Source organism: Roseofilum sp., assembly GCF_982964205.1.
This window is the reverse complement of the sequence record NZ_CEZBFX010000026.1, coordinates 17,785-39,940: the sequence shown is the minus strand read 5'-3', so window position 1 is coordinate 39,940 and position 22,156 is coordinate 17,785. Positions and strand designations below refer to the sequence as shown.

The 22,156-nt window shown below is 45.0% G+C and carries 19 protein-coding genes; 11 read left to right on the top strand and 8 right to left on the bottom strand.

The features are described from left to right. Positions 1-186 precede the first annotated feature (186 nt). Positions 187-1,698 carry a phytoene desaturase family protein gene (locus AC3A14_RS09190; RefSeq protein ID WP_318732785.1) on the top strand — a complete coding sequence of 504 codons (1,512 nt, stop codon included), beginning with the start codon at positions 187-189 and terminating at the stop codon, positions 1,696-1,698. 194 nt (positions 1,699-1,892) lie between these two features. Continuing rightward, positions 1,893-2,291, top strand: a complete 399-nt coding sequence (locus AC3A14_RS09185; protein WP_318699223.1) for a tetratricopeptide repeat protein — start codon at positions 1,893-1,895, stop codon at positions 2,289-2,291. 54 nt (positions 2,292-2,345) lie between these two features. On the opposite strand, the gene AC3A14_RS09180 is transcribed toward AC3A14_RS09185, so the two are convergent. The 3 genes from AC3A14_RS09180 to AC3A14_RS09170 all read right to left on the bottom strand — a co-directional run bounded on the left by AC3A14_RS09180 (position 2,346) and on the right by AC3A14_RS09170 (position 5,912). Further along, positions 2,346-3,383 carry an agmatinase family protein gene (locus tag AC3A14_RS09180; protein ID WP_318732784.1) on the bottom strand — a complete coding sequence of 346 codons (1,038 nt, stop codon included), beginning with the start codon at positions 3,381-3,383 and terminating at the stop codon, positions 2,346-2,348. Positions 3,384-3,466: 83 nt separating this feature from the next. After that, positions 3,467-4,852 (bottom strand): serine/threonine-protein kinase, encoded by a 1,386-nt coding sequence (locus AC3A14_RS09175; RefSeq protein WP_318732783.1) that lies wholly within the window; start codon positions 4,850-4,852, stop codon positions 3,467-3,469. 43 nt (positions 4,853-4,895) lie between these two features. Beyond that, on the bottom strand, positions 4,896-5,912 hold the full coding sequence (locus AC3A14_RS09170; RefSeq protein WP_318699220.1) for a LysR family transcriptional regulator: 1,017 nt from the start codon (positions 5,910-5,912) through the stop codon (positions 4,896-4,898). 267 nt (positions 5,913-6,179) lie between these two features. Between AC3A14_RS09170 and AC3A14_RS09165 the strand changes: the two genes are divergently transcribed. The 9 genes from AC3A14_RS09165 (at position 6,180) to AC3A14_RS09125 (ending at position 14,460) form a co-directional block, all read left to right on the top strand. Next, positions 6,180-6,998, top strand: a complete 819-nt coding sequence (locus tag AC3A14_RS09165; protein WP_318732782.1) for a hypothetical protein — start codon at positions 6,180-6,182, stop codon at positions 6,996-6,998. Between the two features lie 23 nt (positions 6,999-7,021). Continuing rightward, on the top strand, positions 7,022-7,504 hold the full coding sequence (locus AC3A14_RS09160; protein ID WP_318699218.1) for a 2Fe-2S iron-sulfur cluster-binding protein: 483 nt from the start codon (positions 7,022-7,024) through the stop codon (positions 7,502-7,504). An 18-nt stretch (positions 7,505-7,522) separates the two neighbouring features. After that, positions 7,523-8,020, top strand: coding sequence for a globin family protein (locus AC3A14_RS09155; protein WP_318732781.1), 498 nt, complete (start codon positions 7,523-7,525; stop codon positions 8,018-8,020). A gap of 141 nt (positions 8,021-8,161) precedes the next feature. Next, positions 8,162-8,845 carry a V4R domain-containing protein gene (locus AC3A14_RS09150; RefSeq protein ID WP_318732780.1) on the top strand — a complete coding sequence of 228 codons (684 nt, stop codon included), beginning with the start codon at positions 8,162-8,164 and terminating at the stop codon, positions 8,843-8,845. Next, positions 8,842-9,198 carry a hypothetical protein gene (locus AC3A14_RS09145; protein ID WP_318732779.1) on the top strand — a complete coding sequence of 119 codons (357 nt, stop codon included), beginning with the start codon at positions 8,842-8,844 and terminating at the stop codon, positions 9,196-9,198. Before AC3A14_RS09150 ends, AC3A14_RS09145 begins: the two co-directional genes overlap by 4 nt. Positions 9,199-9,225: 27 nt before the next feature. Beyond that, positions 9,226-9,693: a globin family protein gene (locus AC3A14_RS09140; RefSeq protein ID WP_318732778.1), complete on the top strand. Its 468-nt coding sequence runs from the start codon at positions 9,226-9,228 to the stop codon at positions 9,691-9,693. A gap of 54 nt (positions 9,694-9,747) precedes the next feature. Then, on the top strand, positions 9,748-10,407 hold the full coding sequence (locus tag AC3A14_RS09135) for a V4R domain-containing protein (protein WP_318732777.1): 660 nt from the start codon (positions 9,748-9,750) through the stop codon (positions 10,405-10,407). A 15-nt stretch (positions 10,408-10,422) separates the two neighbouring features. After that, positions 10,423-12,261 carry a serine/threonine-protein kinase gene (locus tag AC3A14_RS09130; RefSeq protein WP_318732776.1) on the top strand — a complete coding sequence of 613 codons (1,839 nt, stop codon included), beginning with the start codon at positions 10,423-10,425 and terminating at the stop codon, positions 12,259-12,261. Positions 12,262-12,444: 183 nt separating this feature from the next. Beyond that, a complete protein-coding gene (locus AC3A14_RS09125) occupies positions 12,445-14,460 on the top strand; it encodes a mechanosensitive ion channel domain-containing protein (protein ID WP_318732775.1) in 2,016 nt (671 codons plus the stop codon). A 71-nt stretch (positions 14,461-14,531) separates the two neighbouring features. Here AC3A14_RS09125 and AC3A14_RS09120 read toward each other — a convergent pair whose 3' ends face one another. The 5 genes from AC3A14_RS09120 to AC3A14_RS09100 form a co-directional block, all read right to left on the bottom strand. Beyond that, positions 14,532-15,629, bottom strand: a complete 1,098-nt coding sequence (locus tag AC3A14_RS09120) for a D-alanine--D-alanine ligase family protein (RefSeq protein WP_318699210.1) — start codon at positions 15,627-15,629, stop codon at positions 14,532-14,534. Between the two features lie 57 nt (positions 15,630-15,686). Next, positions 15,687-17,051, bottom strand: a complete 1,365-nt coding sequence (locus tag AC3A14_RS09115; RefSeq protein ID WP_318732774.1) for an ATP-grasp domain-containing protein — start codon at positions 17,049-17,051, stop codon at positions 15,687-15,689. Positions 17,052-17,058: 7 nt separating this feature from the next. Next, positions 17,059-17,901, bottom strand: coding sequence for an O-methyltransferase (locus tag AC3A14_RS09110; protein WP_318732773.1), 843 nt, complete (start codon positions 17,899-17,901; stop codon positions 17,059-17,061). Positions 17,902-17,914: 13 nt separating this feature from the next. Continuing rightward, positions 17,915-19,276, bottom strand: coding sequence for a sedoheptulose 7-phosphate cyclase (locus AC3A14_RS09105; RefSeq protein WP_318732772.1), 1,362 nt, complete (start codon positions 19,274-19,276; stop codon positions 17,915-17,917). Between the two features lie 77 nt (positions 19,277-19,353). Next, complete coding sequence (locus AC3A14_RS09100; protein ID WP_318732771.1) at positions 19,354-22,080, bottom strand: ATP-binding protein; 2,727 nt, start codon at positions 22,078-22,080, stop codon at positions 19,354-19,356. Between the last annotated feature and the right edge of the window lie 76 nt (positions 22,081-22,156).

The following is a 22,156-nucleotide window of genomic DNA, read 5'->3' as shown; positions in this document are numbered from 1 at the left end:
AGAGCTATTAAAACTTATCTTTCCTATTATAGTTTACTTATGTATCTAGGGCAACTTTTTTCTGATATTTTCCGAGAATTTGCATAGTGTAAATGTGAAGTATGCAAGGATAGAGGCAATAGATAGGCAATAGGAGAAACCCGGGGTTACCCTTTTCTGGAACAACTGAACTCTAAGGATGGAATAATGTCAGACGCGGATGTGGTGGTCATTGGTAGTGGAATTGGGGGATTAGTGGCGGGGGCGTTGCTCTCTTACTATGGCAAACGGGTCATTATTTGTGAGAGCCATGGGATTCCTGGAGGAGCCGCCCATGGCTTTGTCCGTCAAGGGTTTCGGTTTGATACGGGGCCGTCTTTTTATTGTGGATTGGGAGATCGCCATTCCCTCAATCCCCTGGGCCAAGTCTTGAAGATTTTGGGGGAACGGGTGGAGGCGATCGCCTATGACCCCTTGGGACATTACCATTTTCCGGATGCTACCTTACCGATTTATTGCCAGAGCGATCTCTACCAAGAAGCCTTAGCCCAAATTACCTCCCAAGGAGCCAAGGAACTGATCGCCTTTCAACAACCGCTACTGGAACTCTACGAAGCTCTGAGCCAGATTCCCACCATTGCTCTGCGCTCGGACTGGCAACTGCTCCCCATTTTGGCCACGCGCTATTTACCCGCTTTGTGGAAACTACTGCCCCATTTAGGTATCATTAACGGTTCAGTTGGCCAGATCTTAAATTCCACAGTTCAAGACCCTTGGGTGAGACGGTTGATCGATCTCGAATGCTTTTTACTCTCTGGTCTCAAAGCTGACGGAACGGTAGCCCCAGAAGTCGCCTTTATGTTAGGGGAGCGCGATCGCTCCGTTGTAGACTATCCCTTAGGCGGTAGTGAAGCCATTATCGACGCTCTGGTGAGGGGATTAACTCGGTGGGGTGGCCAATTGAAACTCGGGGCCCATGTCGAGAAAATTTTGATCGAGAAAGGACGAGTGGCAGGGGTACAGTTACGACGCAACCAAAGGGTAACGGCTCCCATTGTGATTTCTAATGCTACCCTTTGGGATACTTACACTCACCTCTTAGACCCTGAAGATCTACCCAAGACCTACCGCCAAGAACAGTTATCTACCCCTGCGGTAGAAAGCTTTATGCACCTGCATTTAGGGATTCGTGCCGATGGCTTAGAGGGGTTAACGGGCCATCATGTAGTCGTCCATTCTGACGATGTGGATATTACCAGCCCTGGTAATACTTGTATGATTTCTATTCCCTCCGTATGGGATAAAAGTCTGGCTCCTGAAGGTTATCATTGTCTTCATGCCTATACCTTAGAATCCTTTGCCGGATGGAGTCGAGATGGCGAGTATCAGGATCGCAAATCCCTCAAATCTCAACCTCTTTATCGGGCTGTAGAGCGAGTGATTCCGGATATTCGAGAGCGCATTGTCTTAGAGCTAGTGGGCACTCCTCTCACCCACTCCCATTATCTACGTCGCGATCGGGGAACCTACGGGCCGGCGATCGCCCCGGGTCAAGGAACCTGGCCCAGTTGCCATACCCCAATTCTGGGATTATATCGGGTTGGTGATAGCACTTTACCGGGTATTGGGGTTCCGGCTGTTGCCGCTTCCGGGATTTTATGCGCGAATACCCTGGTTCCTGCCCCAATCGTTCTTGAATTTCTCAAGAAGTACCAATAAATTTACGTTTTTTCTCATAAATAATATTTCTATACTTATCCTATCCGTTTGGGGGGTGATACCCTTATCCCCATTTTTCTTCTCTCGTAAGATAGTGATAGGCACGAGCGTATATAGTCTATGAAATTGTCGCGCTCAATAGTGGATCTTAATATATATGTGAAAATCGGTATAAAAAACGAGGTAATACAGTAATGACCAGAATGTTAATGAGCCAAAACTATACCCAAAAAGCCGAGCGCTGTGTGGAAGAAGGGAACTATGTAGAGGCGATCGCCCATTTTGACCGTGCCCTCATTTTCGATCCACAAAACATCGACCTTTGGATTCAGCGAGGGTGCGCTTGCACCCATCTCCACCACTATCAAAAAGCCCTGTGGAGTTTTGAAGAAGCTCTCAACCTCAATCCTCAGGATTCAACCCTACACCTGTTTCGGGGCGTGTGTCTACACCATTTGCAACAATACAATCAAGCTTATCAAAGTTATAACAAAGCTCTAGGCCAACAAGCCAATAACCCCTTAACTTGGATGCGCCAAAAAATGCATCAATTCTTAGACATTTGGGGCGATCAAATCTCTATTTTTTCATAAATTCTCTCTGAATTGATATCACCCTTGTAAAGAAACGCTTTTAACCAGAATTATTTAATTCTTCATTAATTCAGTCAAACAGGCTAATTTATAGAGGATTCTGGCTCCCACATTACCATCCCACTGGTCCGCTGGTTCACCTGGAGCAACTTCGCAGATATCAAACCCAATGATTGTTTTACCGGCTTGAACGAGCGATCGCATCAAATATAGGCTCTCATTAAACTCTAATCCTCCAGGTACAGGCGTACCGGTATGGGGACAATAGGAGGGTTTCAAGCCGTCAATATCAAAGCTAATATAAACCCGATCGGGTAAATGAGAGATAATTTCCTGACATTGGGTCGCCCAATTTATCCCTTCATAGGTGTTGTGTTTAAGTTGCCAATCATCAAACATAACGATGCGTCGATCGCCCTTTACCCTGTCTATTTCTGCCTCACAAACATCCCGAATTCCCACCTGAACCAAGCGACTTATCTGGGGAATTTTGAGGGCATTATCCATAATTGACGCATGGGAATAAGTAAATCCCTCATAGGCTGTACGCAGATCGGCATGAGCATCAATCTGCAAAATGCCATAATTTTCGTATTGCTGACCCAGAGATTGCATTAATCCCAGGGGGACACTATGATCGCCTCCGACAATGGCGACGAACTTCCCTTGCTCCAGATAATTCTTACTTTGAGTATAAACCCATGCATTAACATCCGCACAAGCTTGATTGACCTTTGCTAAAGATGAAGCGATCGCCGGATCGTCCACTGCTCCACCTTTTTCCAGATGGGCAATAATTTGCTTGGCGATCGCCCTCATCCGACTATTTTCGGCTAAAATTTCTCCATCAATCCCTAGAGTCGCCAACGGAACTTTCCAAGCATTAGGCACATCAAAATCATACCAATCCAACTGTACTGAAGCCTCTAAAATCGCTTGTGGTCCCTGAGCAGCTCCTTCTCCATAGGAAGTCGTCACATCCCAAGGAACCGGCAAAAACACCAGTTTCGCCTCCTCAACCGAATAGGGTAAACCAAAAAAACAACCATTCGGGACACTAATTCCATTCGGATCGCAATGTTCTTGAGTCACTACTGTAGACAACCTCCTTATACTAAATTCCTATATGATGTTGCGCTAAACAAGGGACTTAGAGCCAATTATCTCTCTATGCTCTATCGTACTAACTTCTGAGAAATCAATCGAAAAACAGACATAATCAACCCTAAACCCGCCCCCACACAAACCGGAATAATTAAAATCACATCTAAGGCATGAGTTCCTCGCACTGGGGGAACAAATAATAAAATCCCCCAAGAAATCACCGCCAGAATCACTAAATCCATCCGTTCAATCCACCGGCGAAATTGAGCATAAACCAAGCCCCCCATCGCCGCCCCCCAAATCCCCATACTGATCCCATTGACTCCCAGTAGATTGGTTAAACCTAATGCTAAAACCACCGATTCAAACCCTGTAAATACCGAAATACTCAACAATTCTGGAGTACAAAAAACGAGAGTCTTCACCAATGGTTGAGCTGGAGTCGCAGCAGAAGCCAGTTTACCAGAAGCGGCCGGAGACTGGAGGGTAGTCGAGGGACTCATTGATTGAATAGACTGGGAACGCAAGAAAGCTAAGACCTCATTGGCACTACCAAACCGTTGATAAGGAGATAGGGCCAGCATTTTATCTAAAGCGGAGGCTAAAGGTTCTGATAACTCAATTTCCGATCGCCAGTTCCAACGATTATTATAAGAATCATATAAATCCTGAGACTCCTTTTGGGTTAATAAAATTAAGCAAGTCACCGCCAGAGCATACAAATCCGTAGACGGATAAACCTGACCTCCCGCCATTTGTTCCGGAGGCGCAAACCCTTGGGAATAGATTTCTGTAGATCGACCTCCTGACCCTTGACTAATTTGCTTCACTGCACCAAAATCGAGCAATACCAATCGCCCCTTTTTATCCCGCATAATATTAGACGGTTTAATATCTCGGTGAATAGTATGGCGGTCGTGAATAAATTGTAATACGGGCAAAATTTGGCGCAACAGAGTCAGAATATCCTGTTCTGAAAACGGCCCAGTATACTCCAACTCTTCCTCTAAATTTTGACCATCAATCCATTCTTGAACGAGATAAAAAAATTGGCTCTCTTCCCCTTGAGTTGATGACGGAACCAAGAGCGGGAAAAATGCATAAAGCCGAGGAATTTGAGGATGTTCATTGCCCAATTCCTCCAGCACTAAAGCCTCCTGCTCAAAATGTTGTTGGGCGATCGCCAATTGTTGCTCGGACAACTGACCTGCTGGTTGAAACTGTTTAACCACGCAAGAGCGCAGAGTCGGCGTATAGCGATCCACCGCCAAATAAGCCGCACCAAACCCCCCTTGACCCAATAACCGTTGGGGTAAATACCGGCCAGCCAAAATTAAAGGCATTCCACAGCAAGTACAAAATTTCTGGGAAGTCGTTTTCAAGTGTTCCGGACTATCGAGTTCAGGAACCGAGTTGATAGGACGTTGACATTTTGGGCGCGTGCAATGAATATCCATAGGCCAGACGGCAAACCTCGATCACTCCAATCATAGACCCCAGTTAATCCAAGGATACAGACGATTCTCGATCCGACCCTTGAGCAGCAGCATTGAGATCGATCCCGATATCCGTGGGGGGAGTTAACCCTACTTTACCTTGGGTTGTGAAAGCCGGTAGGATTTGAGTCCGAAACGCTTCTGCCGCCTTAGAGCGATAACGATTGGGATTGACAATCACGGACAGAGTACGCTGGATAGAAACCCCTTCAACATAAGCACGATGAAGCAAATTAATTTGCAATTCTTTTTCAATCGCTGAGATGGAAACAAAAGCTGCGCCTAAATTAGCTTGTACCGCATTTTTAATCGCTTCAATTGAATTGAGTTCCATTTCCACCTTTAGGCGGTTCGTTTCAATCCCACAGCGCGTTAAAACCTGGTCAATTACCTTACGAATTGTCGATTGGGAATCTAGAGCAATAAACTGGAGTTCATACAGGTCTTCTTTGTGAATCGTCCTTTGGGCTGCCAGGGGATGGGAAGGGGCTAAAATCAGGGCCAATTCGTCTTCAGCATAGGAAGAGATTTCTAAGGTTTCTTGGAGTTCGCTGGGCACTTCACCGCCAATAATAGCCAAATCAATTTGGCCATTAGAAACACTCCAACAGGTTCGGCGGGTCGAATGAACATGCAGTTGCACGGCCACATCTGGGTATTTTTGCCGAAATGCGCCAATCATCCGAGGTAACAGATAGGTTCCTGTGGTTTGAGAGGCTCCAACAATCAGAGTCCCCCCTTGCAGATTTTGCAAATCTTCGATCGCCCGACAGGTTTCTTGACAGAGCGAAAGAATCTTTTCACCATACTGAAGGAGGAGATGACCCGCTTCTGTGAGTTGGGCCCGTCTTCCACCTCGATCGAATAGGGGAACATCTAATTGTTTCTCTAAGTTCTGGACTTGGAGACTCACAGCCGGTTGAGAGACATAGAGACTGTCAGCGGCTCGTTTAAAGCTTCCTTCAATGGCGATCGCCTTGAGAATGCGTAATTGATCCAACGTGAATGGAAGGTCAGACATGAGTGATCAACCTAAAATGGGATATTGGAGAGTTCAGTGGACGGAAAACAAGACAGACCCTTGGGAACATGAGAAAATGAAATTGGGTAAAATTGAGACTGAACTGATAATTGACCCATAGCAAACCTATACCCTTGGTGTCTACAACTTGAACCATCTTGACTCAAAACCTCTCCCCCCTACCGTTGTGACATGAAAGTGCCCCAAAATAAATAGATTGAAGACCAATGACCCCATCATCAGGAGACAACAGATAAGCATCTACTTATGGAACGGGAGGTAGTTGAGGATTTTCTGAATTTACCAGGAATTGCGGGAGTCGCCCTAATCGATCGGCGATCGCGCCCCTATTTTTGTGGCGTGGATAGTACCCTCAACTTCCAGCAAAAAGAAGCCCTAGCCCAAGGTTTGCGACAGGTGGTCGAAACCACCCCAGAAGGCTTTGAGTCCTTTGAATTTCAATTTGCCCAAAATCAGGTGTTTATTTATAAGCTCCCTGAAGGCGTGATTTTGTTAGTGCTGACGACCCTGGATTTGGTCTATAGCAATTATGCTGAAGCGCTCCATGAACTGAAAACTGAATTGATTGCAGATACGGCAACGGCGATCGCCACATTCCGACTCCTGGCTGGCAGTTTAACCCTCTCCAACCAAACCTACTGGCAAGATGCTCCGACTCCCAGTCCCTCCCCTATTCGTGTCCCTTTCAAGTCTCAACCTACGGTTCCTAAGACCACTCCTATTCCAGAAGCTACGTCCCAGGTTACCCTAAAAGAATTGCTTGAAGCCCTCAACCAACTGAGTCTTTATACCACCCAGTATTTAGGTAAAGCGGTGATTACCAATTATTGGAAATCCACCCGTCCAGATGTGGAATGGTTACAGAGCTTTGAAATCAGCCGCACTGCTGAATTGACGTTTACCCGTTCTACAGCCCTTACCCAAACAGTAACCCCAGAACAGTTAGCCTCGATTCAGTCTTGGGTGGCCGCCTTTATTAGTCGGTGCATCAAAGTGATCCGGGATTTTCCTGCCTTAGTGGAAAAATCCCTCAAACCTGAATATAAACAGTTACTCTTACCCTAAGAACCCTGAGAGAAGCAAAAATTATGGTAAAAATTGTCAGACTTGAACCGATCGCCCAAGAGACTGAAGTAGAAACTAACGGCAATCTGTTATCGGTTTTGATCGATAAAGATTTAGATGTCCTCAAAGAATGTGGTGGCCGAGGCATGTGTGCCACCTGCCATGTGTACATTAAAGATGGGATGGACTTCCTCACTCCTATGAATCGCAGGGAACAGCGCACCTTAGAGGTGATCACCTCCTGTAAACCCAATTCTCGCCTGGCCTGTCAGTCACGGGTACTGATGGATGGAGTGGTGGTAGAATTACCTCCAGGGATGTACGTGAGATCGCTACAAGATATTGAAGCTCTCATTGGCAGACGAGCCGATCAAGCTATGCTCCATCCGGTAACTGGGGAAGTGTTAGTCGAAGCAGGGAAACTCGTCACCCGCTCCACCCTCAAACAACTCGAAGATACAAAATTTGAAATAGGAGCCTATTTAACACAAACAAAAGATGCTTAGAAGAGTATCCAAAAGCTTATGCTGACCCAAACTCAAAACCTATATCGAGAAAGTGATGGCCGCTATGCCACAGATGAAGAATTGCAATTTTTCCAGGATTATATCCAATCATTTCCCTTGCGCTTAACCACCTATAACAAGATTCGTACATCAGAAGCTCTGATTGTCCAGCAAGTTCAATCGCAAATTCGCGCTCGGGCCCCCCACTTGCTCCAGCGCGGTAATAAAGACTTGAGCGCTAAATGGAAACAAGATACCCTTCGTATCCTACGTCACTCAGCCCTAGCCCTATTGATCGACGATCGGGACAGATTACGCGATCGCCTCCTCTTATGGTTTCAAACCATTATGAGAGCCTTTGATGCTCAAAATAGCTGTAAGGTAACCTACTCGATCATGCAAAAAGTTGTCGAATCTCTCTTAACTCCCGAGGAAGCAGCTCTCCTGCGTCCCATCCTCGAATATAACCGCCAAATCCTCTCTCAAGCCTCTTCTACAGAAGAATTTCCCTTGTAAGGGCAAAATTTGCTTGACTTTCATTACAACTTTGCCGTGGATTCGTCACCAGCCGATACAATGAAAATCGGAGAGATGAACCCATCCAGGTCAACGCTTCTCTAGTCAGAGGGCCAACCCCACTCACCGATCTGAACGCTTATGGCAAACGCAACTAAAACTCAACATTTACTCAATAGCAAACAGCCCAAAAAACACAACCACTACGGCTTCCAGGATTTTTTTCAATTCGATCCAGAGCGCGGAACCGTCGTAGACTGGAATGGTGCCCAAAATGTCCTCACCAGTGAAGATTTTATTATTGGGTTAGTTGAAGGTCTCGAAGAAGAAGTTGGAGATGCTTCGGCTGCCATCATGTATACCATCGGTGTGGAGTGGGGGCAAAAGGATGCTTTTTTCTTTGAAAAATGGTTTGAAAAAGAGTTCGATCGCAGCATCCGGCAAGCCAATTTAATGTTTCTGTTAGAAACCTGGTGGTGGCCCTTTACTTCCCAAGGATGGGGGCGCTGGGAAGTGGATATGGGCGATCGCAAACAAGGCTTTATGTTTATTAACTTGTTTGATTCTGCCGTAGCGCGAACCCTCGGCGATGTCGGTAAACCGGTCTGTCATATCTATGCTGGCCTATTCGCTGGCTTTTTTACCGAATTAGTCAAAAAACAACTCAGTTGCATTGAAATTCAATGCTATTCCATGGGTGAAACCTATTGTAAATTTCTCCTGGGTGGCAAAGATCGCATTGATGCAGCCTCATTCTGGCTCAATGAAGGAGCAACCGCTCGTGATATTGAAAAACGGTTGCGTTCAGGGGAGCGGTTAACATGAGTCCCCGTACCCGTTCTCAAACCCCATCGAAACCCAAGGGCACAAAGGGCCAAGAGATTCCCAAAACCTGGAGTCGAGTCTCAGTCCGTGACTTTTTTGGCCAGATTAACTGGGAACACGATCCTGAACCGATCCAGCAATTTAAACAAGCGAGTAAGCAAGCCAGTTTAGAAGGAAAAGAGTCGAGCAAACATCTATCCTTAACCTTGACGGTTAGTCAGTTCTTTACTTGTATTGATTGGGAGGGTCAAGGCGCGATCGCTCCGAGTGAGCCTCTTCCTCTAGATGTAGATTCCACATCCACTCAAGACGAAGATGATGTGACGTTAGAAGACTTTTCAAGTTTATTTTAAACCTTTACCCATTCGTATCTAGTGACTATGAACACCGATCTAGAAACCCTTTTTGCAGAAGCAGAAAATCGCTATCTGAAACCTGAAGAACTCAAAGGTTTAACCGAGTATGTTGAGTCCTTACCCCAACGGCTAGAAACCTATAGTCAAATTAGAGAAAAAGAAGTAGAAATTATGCAAGCCGTTGCCGATCAGCTCCCTCAGTATTTTCCCAATACATCCGTTGAAGATATGGAGCGATCGATTAAAAATGCCATGCTCATGTTACGATATTGCGCCATGTCCATGTTGATTAATAATGATAAATTGGTTCAAGATAGGTTTGTGGATTGGCTCTCGCAAAGCATGGCCATGTATGAAACCCAAGATTTAGATAAAGCCTTATACAAATTGCTCAATCAACAATTAATGAAAAGCTTAAAACCAGAGCAAATTAAATTAATCAAATCACCGTTGATTTTAGCCCAAACCCAATTACTTAAGAGTGAAAGCTAAAAGGTTAATTAACAGATTGGTTTATCGTTCAGGAGCCTATTGCGAGAATTAACTATGATTTCTGTTTCTGATTTAGTCACCAATAACCGTATTCCTAGTAATTACTTTGCGACAGATGTTTATGTGCGAAGTGATTTAGAATTAGGATTGTTAGAAAATCGCCGGGGCGATCGCCTCTTAGCGATGCCCGAACCCTTAATCAAAGCTATCTATTCTGGTTTAGATAAAGAAACGGGACAAGCCTCAAAATTAGTCTTGTATAACTGCGGTCGCTGGTGGGGCAAAAACTTTTATGCTCGGTTTGCTGAAGAAGTGTCAGAATACTACGAAAAACCGTTAGCAGATATGAGCATGTTAGACTTTCTGCAATCGTTTAAAGAATGTTGGAAAACTCACGGATGGGGGAAAATTGATCTCGATCAAAGTTATATTGCTCAAGGTTTTTTAGTTGTCAAAACTTGGAATGCTCCCTTCGCAACCCATAGCCCCAATCTCGGTATTCCTGTTTGTTTCCTGGACGCAGGGGTGTTTAGTGCATTCTTTAGTCAATTGAGTGGGAAAGACTTGCATTGTGTCCAAACTTCTTGTGAATCTTTGGGTGCAGAATGTAACCATTTTATTGTTGGCTTAGAGGAACGCTTAAGAAAAATTGAAGAACCGATCGAACAGGGAACAGCTCATGTAGATCTTATGAATAACTTAATCACAATGTAAACGAACGATCTGCCTATGACTGTGTCCAAACGTCCCAGAAGTAAATATCTCATTTTAGGATTGATTGGCCAAGGACAGTTTGGGCGTGTGTTTTGTGGGTGTCATCGAAAAACGGGAAAATTAGTTGCCCTAAAAGATTTAGATCAACATCGTTTTCCAACGCATGAGTTTTTGCGAGAATTGAGGTTTTTATTACAACTTTCCCATCCGAATATTGTCACGTGTCGCGCCCTAGAACATTCTCGAGAAGGGCGCTATTTGATCATGGATTATTGTGAGGGAGGAACGTTACGAAATTGGATGGATCGCCAGGGAAAACTGCCTTTGGGGATGTCGATCCAATTTATGAAAGATGTATTGCAAGGGATGGAACATGCGAATAGTAAAGGGATTATCCACCGGGATTTGAAACCGGAAAATATTTTATTAACGCTCAAATCAAGGGGTTGGATCGCTCGCATATCGGATTTTGGTATTGCTCGGTTAATTCAGGACAGTAAAACAGGTTCAGATAATACGGGATCGCCAGCTTATATGGCTCCAGAGCGCTTTTATGGACAATATTCTCTTCAGTCAGATATTTATGCCCTAGGGGTGATTCTTTATGAGTTAGTGGTGGGAGCTCGGCCCTTTTCTGGACAACCCCAGCAATTGATGAACTATCATCTCAATCAACGGGTCATCGTTCCAGACACTGTGCCTCTACCTCTGCAAAAAATCATTCTCAAAGCGCTAGAAAAATTACCGGCTCGTCGTTACAAAAGCGCGAGGCAAATGCTCAGTGACCTCGATCGCCTTTCCGAGTTAATTGATTTATCCTTATCGGCTACTCCAATCAGTGTCCTCCCTTATCCACCAAGTCGTTCTCTCACCGATGAACCCATTATTACCCATGCCCTGCCAGGAGCGATCGCTGCTTTAGCCGTTTCTATACATTCACAGACCAACGATAACCATTCCCCTTGTGGTTCTCACACCTGTATTTATTGGGCAATCTCAGACTCGATTCACTATCAACGCTATCAGGAAGAGGCTAATCAGTTTGAGACCTTAGCTAAAGTCGCTCAAGTCTGTTTACCGGAAGATATTCGTGAATTAAAAGTAACCTCTCAAGGTTGTGTTGCATTGACTAACCAATGTATTTATCACTTAAACCCTGATTTATCGAAAGTTCCCGTCCTTTCCGCTGAGTTAATCGCCCATCTTCGCATTCCCTTTAAGGCAGATGTCCATCCTCACAGCCAATGGATCGCGGCAGTAACTGAGGACAATCACTTATGGGTTTGGCATCGCTCGGAACAAAACCTCGATTCAACTGCTCATCATCACTCTTGGTTCTCTCGTCCTCAAGTCCCCGTTAGAGAGGCAGTCCATCAAGTCCAAATTCTTGACGATCATCATGGAATATTTTGGCGAGTGGAACAGGGAAAAACGGCAATCGAAGTCTTTACTCGTCGGGGAAATTTTCTCGGACACTGGAAACTTTCCTTAGAAGTCGATCGGATTATTCCCAGTGCTATTTCTTATCGAGTTTTGGTGATTCCTAAGTGGGATACCCATGGGCCGCTGTTGATGGATTTGAAGCCTTTTCGGATGCGACCGATTCCGATTAAAGTACAGTTACCGGTATGTGTCGCGATCGCCTCTTGGGGCTATGTTATGGCTGACGGTCGCGGTCATTTAATCTTATTAGATGAGTATGGCCAAGTGGTTGGCCGGATTTTAGGACCCCCTTCCCCAGTGGCGATCGCCATGATTTCTAAAACGGTTCTCTTGGTAGCCACTAATGTGCAGGATGAAGGAGAACTTCATTGGGTAGATTTAAGCCAATTTGATATTGACTTCATTTTTTAGGGAATGGGGAATGGGGAATGGGGAATAGGGAATAGGGAATAGGGAATAGAACCTGGACCGAACTAAAATAGACATTATAGGTTCATAGTATTAGCGAAAGCGGAGATCGTCCTCGAGCTGTTTGAGCAAAAATTTTTGATAAACTGAATCAGACCGTTGGGTAACCAGTCAGGAGTATTGAAGATGACTCGACTCGGCCGTAAAGCCTATCTAAGGACAAGAGGCAGAAGCATTTTCGCACAACTGCTGTTGATACTTTTCTTGGGGTGGGTTGGCTTGGGATTATCCTTACCTGGATGGGCCCAAACTCAACCCACAGCACTAATAGCCACTCAAGCTCCAATTGTATTGGATGGTTATGAATTATTTGAGGTAGAAGCTTCTGGGCGCTTTAGCGCTGAGGAGAGAGCCACCCGAGTGAATCAGTTATTACAGGAAAAGCTGGATCGGGCGATCGCCACGGATACCCCACCTGAAGTCAAAATCGTCCAAAATAACGGCCAAGTTAGTCTCCAAGTTAATAAGCGCCACCTCGTCACCCTGACTGCATCGGATATGATGCCAGGGCAACCGTCCCTAGAACAAGCCGAGCGTTGGCAAAATGAGATTGAACAAGCTCTGCAACGCGCTCGCCGAGAACGAACGCCCATTTATAGAGCCTGGGCAATTAAAATGGCACTGATGGCTAGTGCTGTGGCGATCGCCCTACAAAGTCTCTGGTTTTGGCTTCAGCGACGCTTACAGCGGCAAAAGAAACAGGATTCAGAGCTGATTAAAACTTCCTGGAAAATTTTAGTCCTGATCCTGTTGCAAGTATCAACCTGGCTCATCGTTATCTGCTATGTAACCCATCTATTTCCCCTCAGTCGTCGCTGGTTATATCGCACCTATGTTTTCTTACGGGATCTGTTCTCAGCACAAATTTTTACCGTTGGTGAACGAGCATTATCCCTGAATAATTTACTGTTAATTGGGGTAATGGCGATCGCCTTAATCTTAATCACCAACTCTTTTACTGAAGTTCTCAAAACAAAAATTGTCCCCCTCGTCGGAGTAGATCGCCATTCTCAACAGGCGATCGCGTTCTTTATTCGCTATGCTCTCCTTTTCATCGGCTTTCTGCTCATTCTCACCCTGAGCGGTGTAGACTTTAGTTCCCTCGCGATCCTGATCAGTGTCCTGGGTGTGGGGATTGGATTTGGTTTGCAAAATATTGCCAAAGACTTTATTAGCGGTCTAATTATGATCTTTGAACGACCGATCCAAGTCGGGGAACTGGTGCAAGTGGGAGACTTTCAAGGTTTAGTGCAACGAATCGGTCCTAGAGTGACCGAAATGACCACCATTGACCGGATTACCATTATGGTTCCCAACTCCCGCTTCATTGAAGGAGAAGTACAAAATTGGAATCGTACTGGTTTAACTCGTCTCAAAGTTTATGTGGGTGTCGCTTATGGTTCAGACATGCAACTCGTCCATGATGTCCTGCTCGCTGTTGCTCAGATTCCCCATCCTGAAATTCTCCGCCATCCCCCACCAAAAGCGCAATTTCGAGGATTTGGAGATAGTGCCCTCAACTTTCGGATTGTGGTCTTTATTCGAGACCCTCTGAAACAACCGAAAGTGAAAACCCATTTACTCCATTATATGTCCCTATATTTAGAACACTATGGGATTGGAATTCCTTTTCCTCAACGGGATTTACATATTAAACTACCTGGACTCGAACAAGTCACGGATACCTGGTTAACTCAACAAGGTCGAGAAGATTGGCAACCGTCACCTGTGCCTGCACCAGAACGCCCGAAAATTAAGCCAGAATACAATTGGGAAGATATCCTTCAACGAATGCGCGGTCCCGAAGGCATATCGATTCGCGATCGCCGCTATGGTTTAAAAGCTTTTTCTAACTGTTTTGTGGGTTCTGAAGCAGTGGATTGGTTAATGGAGCATGAACAATCGACCCGTCCCGAAGCGATTATGATGGGAGAAATGATGGTTAACCTCGGCATTATTCATCATGTTTTAGATGAACATGGCTTTGAAGATAGCCTCCTCTTCTATCGCTTTTATGCCGATGAAAACCTAGAAAATGAAGACCAATATTTAACTCCTCCACCCACCCTAGAGGGCGATCGCCCTGATGAACGGGGTGTTGAAAAAAGTCCCGATGGTGATACAGCGATGATTGATGATTAGATATCTCTCTTCTGTCATTTTTGGAGATTGCGATCGCTCTATCCCCTATAGAGAGACATTTGCCGATCTGACTAGATTGTTGAATTTCTGTCAGGAAAAACCGTTCTCCTAGTATGTCGTACTATACTTGAACCACGCGCCACAGGATTTCGCTGAGCCGCTGTGTGCCATAGATCTAAGATGACTTCTTCTATGTTTTGGGCATCAGCCTCTAGCATCCGGGAAATCACACTAATTTTGCCAAACGACCAAAATAAACCCGCCTCTAACAAGTAGGGTTCATGGGTTTGAGCATGTACCCGAAAATCATACAGGGAGTAGTCACGACACCCCAAAGCAATATGGGCTTTCTTCGCAGCATCAGCCACCTTCTCAAATAATTCTGGTGTCACATCCGCAGGACAAACCAGTTTAACTGGCGAATTTTTCGATTGTCTATAGGGAGTACCATCAGACCGACGCTCTAACTTATCCTGTACCATTCTAACTGGGTTCTTCTCAGTGACCAAATACTCGATCGTCGGCGCTACCCATAACTCTCCCTTGTGTTCAATAACTCCTACCCGCAACTCCCTACCAGGAATATACTCTTCCACTAACAAGACTTCATCATGCTCAAAGCCCACTTCCAAAGCTTCAGAGATTCGATCTTCTCTGGAAACCAACGTTAATCCTAAAGAGTTATCTTCCGAGTTCGGTTTGACAATTAAGGGCGTTTCTAGGGTTATCCTATCCCCTCGACGTACCTCTTGTCCCTTCGCCACACGAACCCCAGCAGCAGACACCACACTTTTGGTATGAGCTTTGTTCGTTGCTAGGGCGGTACAGTAGCATGGAGAACCCACCATTGGTAAACCTAAAATATCCTCAAAAAACGCCCGGAAGCTCGTCATGCCAGGAAAACAAAACATATGGGGAACTACCAGATCGATCTGGGGGAGTCGAGCCATCATCTCCTGAAGTGATATCTTTTCTGACCTGGAATCCAATGACATTCCCAACTGCCAAAAACCATCTGGATTGACAATTGCATAGTAACTGCTAACTCCTGGAGGCTGTACGACCTCTTTAGCGTAAATCATCGATAAGTCGTAGTAAAAATTTGAGACGCGAGAACCTGCTAGGTGCAAGACTTTTAAGAGACTTTGAGACGATTGAGTTAGAGACATATTACATATTATTTTTCTAAAGTAAAATTCAGATCTTTCAGTGGGATACTCTTGTTTTCAATCACCATCTAATTCAACTAATTTGCCGATATTAAAATCGATTCGTACCCAACCCTTCATTGTTTTCAAATTCTGCAATATCAGCAGAGGAATTTGCCAATGATGTACCATCAAAAAAGGTAGGGGGTCATGAGGCTGAAAAATGCCATCTGTACCTTCAATCATCCTTTTAATCCAAGCCTTGAATTGCCCAAACGATCTAATTTGAGTCAGTCGCCACAATTCATGGTATGTCCAGTACGTGGGTTTACTATCAGGTAGGGGAAAAATTGGGCTTTTGGTTTCATCTTCAACATCTTTCAGATAGGCATCCGCGACTCCGGGATGATCGTGAAAGGTGGTAATAGCGGAATGGGTTCTAGGATTGCATTCTATGGGATACACTTGTCCATCTTCGGTTTTAATAAAATCAAAGGAGATTTGACCCGTGAGATTTAAGGCTCTGACAAAAGTTTTCACCCATTGATAAATTTCCGGTTCTTCTACATGATTGTAGTTGACTTGGAATTCAGAGGATTCACAACAGCAATACAGTCTTATTTTCCCCTTTCTAACTGTGCTATGAGTACAATATTCTTTCCCTTGAACAAATTCTTGCATAATCCAAGGTTTATCTTCAGTTATGGGTAACTCTTTGACAAACTCTTCCATTTCTTGCTCAGACTTCATGGGTAGTTTGGTCATGTCCAAACGGCGTACGGAGTCATAGGGAATGCTTTTGAGGATATATCGACTGCCATCTTGCACAAAATCAAAATCCAGGATTTGCTTCGAGTCAGTCATTAAAAATGACTTGGGAACAGATAAACCCAGATTTTTGGCTTTTTCAATAAATGTAAATTTGTTGTCTAGCAGCTCAGTGATATCTAGATCAAAATGAAAGACCTCACAATAGGGGGATAGAATTGCTTTGAGTCGCGATTCATCGTAACTGCCTGCGGCACTTGATACGGGGATAAATAAATTGATGTTTTCTTTTTGGACAATTTCTAATACTGCTTGCTGATAACCGTCCCAGTTTTTCTCAGAATTAGGAACTGTATAAAAATCTTTAATAGCATTGGAAAAACGATTTCCTGAGAGCCAATATTTATGGGTTTCTAAAAGGAAAACGCGATGTCCAGCCCCATTAAAGCTACGAGCTAGTTGTAGGGATTTGGACATTTTTGCCCCAGTAATCAGGATATTCTTAGGCTTTTCATCTCCTGGCAGTTTGGCTCGGATAGAAGTGAGAATATTCCAGAGTAAGGCTGGTAAGATTTTTAAGAGATTGAAGGGTAAGAGGAGGGTAAGTAACAGGAAAGTGCTTAAGTTCTGAAAGAGAGCATAAGCACGGTTTTGGATAAATAATATGATGAGCATGTTGATTTTATGGTTTCGACTTTCTGCGAATCATCGTCACACCATCGCGCAAGGGAAGCAACACCTGCTCTACTCTGGGGTCTTCAGTGACAAAGCGATTAAACTGGGCGATCGCCTCCCCATTGGCACTACGCTGTTCCGGTTTCAGATAAGGCTGCCCTTGCAACAAGGTGTTATCGACGAAGATCCAGCCATTTTCAGCTAACAGAGATGTCTCTAATAGCATCTGCAAATACTGAATATACTTACCCTTATCGGCATCGATAAACACAAAATCAAAGGATTCTCCGGCTTCGGCTAAGTCTTTCATAATGTCCAAAGCTGGCCCAACCTTGACTGAAATCTTGTCTCCATCAGCAGATTGCTTAAAACAGGCTTGAGCAAATTCCGCTACATAGGGGTCAATTTCACAGGCAATGACTTGTCCATCATCGGGTAAGGCTTCAGCCATGGCTAGGGCAGAATAACCGGTAAACATGCCAATCTCTAGGATATGCTTGGCATTCGTCATGGACACAAACATTTTTAGGGTTTGGCCTTCCAGATGTCCAGAAAGCATTTCTTGCTCTAACTGACGCACGGTTTCGCCATCGGAAAATCGAAGTTCCCAGGGTTCTTGACTGGTTTTGTGAGCAAGGGTGGCTAAAGCGGGGGATTCTTGAGTCGTATTGGCTTCAATGTAAGGATTAAGTCCAGCCGCAAGTTGATACGTTCGTTCGATTTGATCGATTAGCTCTGTCGGGATATTGGTGGATTTTGCCTGTTTGGAAATGGCTTCCAACTGTTCTACTAAAATCCCTAGGGGAGTCACGGGTCTAGGGTTCTGAACCTCTGGATGGTTTTCACTCATAACAATTGTTCCCTTACTCTAATCCTAGATCGCTAAGATACATTTCCTGCCCTGCACCACCATCGGGAAACTGACTACAGATGTCTTGATGTTCTGTTATTGCACTTTGTAATAGTTCTGGAGACACTTCTTGAGCATAATCACACGAGCCAATACTGCCTTGGGGTAAGGGGGCCCAAAGCCCGCCTTGGCCGCGCTTACGGCGCATATTTTTCTGGCCTGCGAACATGAGTTCTGTGTCTTCAACAATGGGATGATAGACGGATAAACCAAGGGTGCGACAGAGGTTGATAATGCGATCGCGATCGCCAGCACCGATCCAGTCCATTTTGGCTGATAAAGTTGCGCCAAAAGCCATGCCAATGGTAACTGCATGACCGTGCATTAATTTGGCTGCTGGTTCAAACCGGGGACTCCAAGTATGGCCGTAGGCGTGGGGACGATCTTGATAGGTTTCAAACATATTCGTCCCTTCATGCTTCATATATGCATACAGGGCACGATAAATGACTTCATCAGCAATTTTCTCTAGCTCTGGACTCCCATTGACCGTGGCAAAATGGGTTTCAATCAGGTCTACCCCGTACTGTTCCAAGAGTTCAAATAATTCTCGATCGTCGGTCACTGCCATCTTGATAATTTCCGCCATACCATTGCGAATATGACCGGTGGGTAAGGTACGGAAAAAGCTACGGTCTACGAAGGTTAAAACTGGAGGATGATATACGCCGATACTATTTTTAAATAACTCCCCATTCACACAAGTGCGAGGAGAAGGGCCAGCATCAATGGCCGCCACAATTGAAGTCCCGATCATCACATAGGGCGTACGCCGATGCTGCAAAGCGCAGGCTAATCCTGCAACATCGCTGAGAACTCCACCGCCAACGACTAAAACGGGTTCGTTGCGCGAAACATCACAGCCTTCTTTACCTAAAAAATGCAGGAGTTGATGAACCGTTTCAGGGGTTTTATCCGATTCCCAAGCACGACAAACTTTGAGTTCTAAGGGGATTTCATGAACTTGGAAATAGTGGCGTAGGGCTTCTCCATAAAGTTCATCAATGGTTCGATCGATAATGCTGATGCAGCGACCCCGTTCTCGATAAAGATTGGCCAAAATAGGGATGGTGGGGTCTAAAATCCCTTGGACTATTTTGACTTCTGCTTGCAGGGTATAGGTGGCTGTCACTTTAAATGAGCGCCGATCTCCTTCTTGCTCGATTTCACCGTAACCGGTATACCATTCTGAGGTTTGATATTTGGAATCGTGCGGTCGCCAAATAAGGAGGTCGGAGTCTTGATGGTCAGATGAGGAAGGGTTTAGGCGATCCCTTATTGTGCGATCAGAATTTGATAGAGATGGTGAAACCATGTATTTCTGCTGGTATAGATGCTACACAAAAACAATCATTTGTTATCAGCATACTGGATAAGGGATATTGGGTCAACTTATTCATTAAGGAACTGGCTGATGAAGGTTTGTAAGCGTTTGAGCTGGAAAGTGTTGGCTAATTGCAACATTTGTTGGGTAAAAACACTTAAGGGCGGATCGCTGGCCACCAGATCTTCTGCAACTTCGGCTATGGCTTGAATATCTCCATCTTGTACGAGAACGAGCAATTGCTCTAAGACTTCGCGATCCGGCACAATCATCCGCTCCGATTGGCCTCCATCGGCTCCTTGAGGTGAAGATGAATCTGGAGGAGGGTCTTGATAAACCCACTCTAAATTTAAATGAGCCGAGAGTAACTGAAAGAGTAATTTGGCATCTACGGGTTTAGGCAAAAAGTCATGCCCGCCGGTATCTAGGGCACGTTGGCGATCGAGTTCAGAGACAGAAGCGGATGAAACAATGACGATAGTCTGTTGCAGATCTTTGGATGAATAAACCTGCGTTAAAAATTCAAATCCATCCATTACAGGCATGACTAGATCGGTAATCACTAGATCGGGTTGGACTGAACGGAGTTGTTCTAATCCTTGTTGACCATTTTCTGCTTCAATGACTTTGAAATCAACGGATTCTAACAGGTTTCGCACAACAGCGAGGTTTTCCCAACGATCGTCGATCGCCAGAATGGTACGACGATCGCCTTCATATCCAATGATATTATGACTGCGATCGTCTTTAACTTGCTGCACCCAATCTTCAGCAATGGGGAGTTCTGTGGTGAAGAAGAATTCACTGCCGACTCCCAGTTGACTTTTAACTTGAATCTTGCCCCCCATCAGTTGTACAATCCGTTGGCTAATGGCTAGTCCTAGACCGGTTCCTTCCGATTGTTTTTGGCGATCGCCCACCTGTTCAAACGCTTCAAACAACTTAATGCGATCGGCTTCGGCAATACCGAATCCGGTATCCATTGCCTTGAATAGAATGGAGGCAGTGGTTGCAGAGCGATCGAGAACCTCGATTCCCAGGGTTACCGAACCAGAATCAGTAAATTTAATCGCATTACCCAACAAATTAATCAAGACCTGTCGTAGGCGTTTTTCATCCGTTTCTACGCCATCCGGTAAGCTAGAGCTAGGTTGATAGATAAACTCAATCCCCTTTTGTTGAGCTTTAATTTTGCACATTTCCACCACACTTTGCAGTAGGGACGGTAAATGTACGGCTTTGGGATTCAGTTCGAGTTTGCGTGCCTCAATTTTAGAGAGGTCTAAAATATCATTGATTAGGGTGAGTAGATGGGAACCACATTGGTAAATGACATTTATTCCATGACGCTCTTTATCTGCAAGGACTTTAGAGCGGACTAAAATTTGAGCATAACCGAGAATACCATTCAAAGGCGTTCGTAGTTCGTGACTCATATTGGCCAAAAAATCACTTTTGGCTTGGTTAGCGACTTCGGCTTGTTCTTTTGAGCGTTTGAGTTCTTCCGCCCGTTCTTCTAGGGCTTCATTATAACATTGCATTTCTGCACGAGATGCTTGCAAGGAGGCCGTCATGTTATTGAACGTTTGAGCTAGAGTTCCAACTTCATCGCCCGATTCTACAACTGCTTGAGCTTCTAAATTGCCGGACATCACCCGGTTGGTTACGTCGGTTAACCGAATAATGGGTTGGGCAATTTGTCGTCGTAGGGCAATCGCTAAAATGATAGCCATGGATAAAGCGATTAAACCTGCCAGTAGTCCTTGCCACTGGGCTTGACTTAAACTTTGACTTCCTGCCTGTAAATCTTGGGATAATTGTTCCTGTTGGTGGGTAACGATCGCTTCTAATAGGGCCACCATTTCGCGGGTTACTGGTGCAGCTTCTGTTTTAAACAGGAAAATATCTTCACGATAACGTTCTCCTTCCACGAGGGCAAAGAGGGCAGCCGTTTCTGCTAAAAACTGCGATCGCAACCCTTCTACCTTCTCTAGGGCTTGACGCTGTTCTACGGGCAATAGGGACTTCTGCTCTTGGAGCGCTTCCCAAGCCGCATCATTTTTTTTGAGAGCGCTCGCATATTCTAGTCGCAGGGACATATTTTGGGTAGCAATATATCCTTTTAGCTCCCCTAACATGCCGTCAAATGACCCCTGAAACCTCAAGATTTCCTTGAACAACGACAAATCTGCGATCGATGAGGCGTTGTCTTCCTGCCAGTTAGAAATCTGGTCAATTTCTGCTCTGAGCCTCTCAGCAGGAGCTTCTGCCTGGGCAATAAAGTGCTTGAGAGCGGGTTGATTCTTGCGGGGGCTATCTTTGAGTAGAAAGAGTCGATCCGGTAGGGTAGACCATTGCTGATAGGCAGCTTTCAATTTCTCTAGGGATTGGAGATCGATGTCATCGGCGATCGGTTCCTGGCCTAATAGTATCTCTAATTGAGCAAGATTGGCCTCGAATGCCAGCCTCGATTGTTCGTACTGAGTCCGAAATCGCGATTCTCCCGTGATGTTATACCCCCGAACATTGAGCAGCATATCTAACAGGTTTTCTTGAGCATTCCCGGAGGCGATCGCCAAAGGAACTCGTATATTCTGAGTTTGTTGAATTTTTTGGGTGACCCAAAGTCCCGCTAGGTAGCTGCGTCCAGCCACTAAAAAGGTAAGGGCTGCCAGAATGCCAAAGCTGATATTGAGCTTTTGACTAATATTGAGATGGTAAATTTTATCGTTCCACGACGCTCTCAAAGACTTGCCGACCTTAGAGATACTCGAAACTGGGGAGAGTTTAGTCATTTGAGGTTACTCCCAATATATAGCAAGGCCCTGCGCACATTCTCCTCCATTATTCCCTATTCCCTATTCCCTATTC

Coding starts and splice junctions, on each gene's coding strand:
- AC3A14_RS09190 (WP_318732785.1), top strand. CDS start 187: ATGTCAGACGCGGATGTGGTGGTCATTGGTAGTGGAATTGGGGGATTA.
- AC3A14_RS09125 (WP_318732775.1), top strand. CDS start 12,445: ATGACTCGACTCGGCCGTAAAGCCTATCTAAGGACAAGAGGCAGAAGC.
- AC3A14_RS09185 (WP_318699223.1), top strand. CDS start 1,893: ATGACCAGAATGTTAATGAGCCAAAACTATACCCAAAAAGCCGAGCGC.
- AC3A14_RS09170 (WP_318699220.1), bottom strand. CDS start 5,912: ATGTCTGACCTTCCATTCACGTTGGATCAATTACGCATTCTCAAGGCG.
- AC3A14_RS09165 (WP_318732782.1), top strand. CDS start 6,180: ATGGAACGGGAGGTAGTTGAGGATTTTCTGAATTTACCAGGAATTGCG.
- AC3A14_RS09110 (WP_318732773.1), bottom strand. CDS start 17,901: ATGAGTGAAAACCATCCAGAGGTTCAGAACCCTAGACCCGTGACTCCC.
- AC3A14_RS09135 (WP_318732777.1), top strand. CDS start 9,748: ATGATTTCTGTTTCTGATTTAGTCACCAATAACCGTATTCCTAGTAAT.
- AC3A14_RS09160 (WP_318699218.1), top strand. CDS start 7,022: ATGGTAAAAATTGTCAGACTTGAACCGATCGCCCAAGAGACTGAAGTA.
- AC3A14_RS09140 (WP_318732778.1), top strand. CDS start 9,226: ATGAACACCGATCTAGAAACCCTTTTTGCAGAAGCAGAAAATCGCTAT.
- AC3A14_RS09175 (WP_318732783.1), bottom strand. CDS start 4,852: ATGGATATTCATTGCACGCGCCCAAAATGTCAACGTCCTATCAACTCG.
- AC3A14_RS09145 (WP_318732779.1), top strand. CDS start 8,842: ATGAGTCCCCGTACCCGTTCTCAAACCCCATCGAAACCCAAGGGCACA.
- AC3A14_RS09150 (WP_318732780.1), top strand. CDS start 8,162: ATGGCAAACGCAACTAAAACTCAACATTTACTCAATAGCAAACAGCCC.
- AC3A14_RS09115 (WP_318732774.1), bottom strand. CDS start 17,051: ATGCTCATCATATTATTTATCCAAAACCGTGCTTATGCTCTCTTTCAG.
- AC3A14_RS09100 (WP_318732771.1), bottom strand. CDS start 22,080: ATGACTAAACTCTCCCCAGTTTCGAGTATCTCTAAGGTCGGCAAGTCT.
- AC3A14_RS09120 (WP_318699210.1), bottom strand. CDS start 15,629: ATGTCTCTAACTCAATCGTCTCAAAGTCTCTTAAAAGTCTTGCACCTA.
- AC3A14_RS09130 (WP_318732776.1), top strand. CDS start 10,423: ATGACTGTGTCCAAACGTCCCAGAAGTAAATATCTCATTTTAGGATTG.
- AC3A14_RS09105 (WP_318732772.1), bottom strand. CDS start 19,276: ATGGTTTCACCATCTCTATCAAATTCTGATCGCACAATAAGGGATCGC.
- AC3A14_RS09155 (WP_318732781.1), top strand. CDS start 7,523: ATGCTGACCCAAACTCAAAACCTATATCGAGAAAGTGATGGCCGCTAT.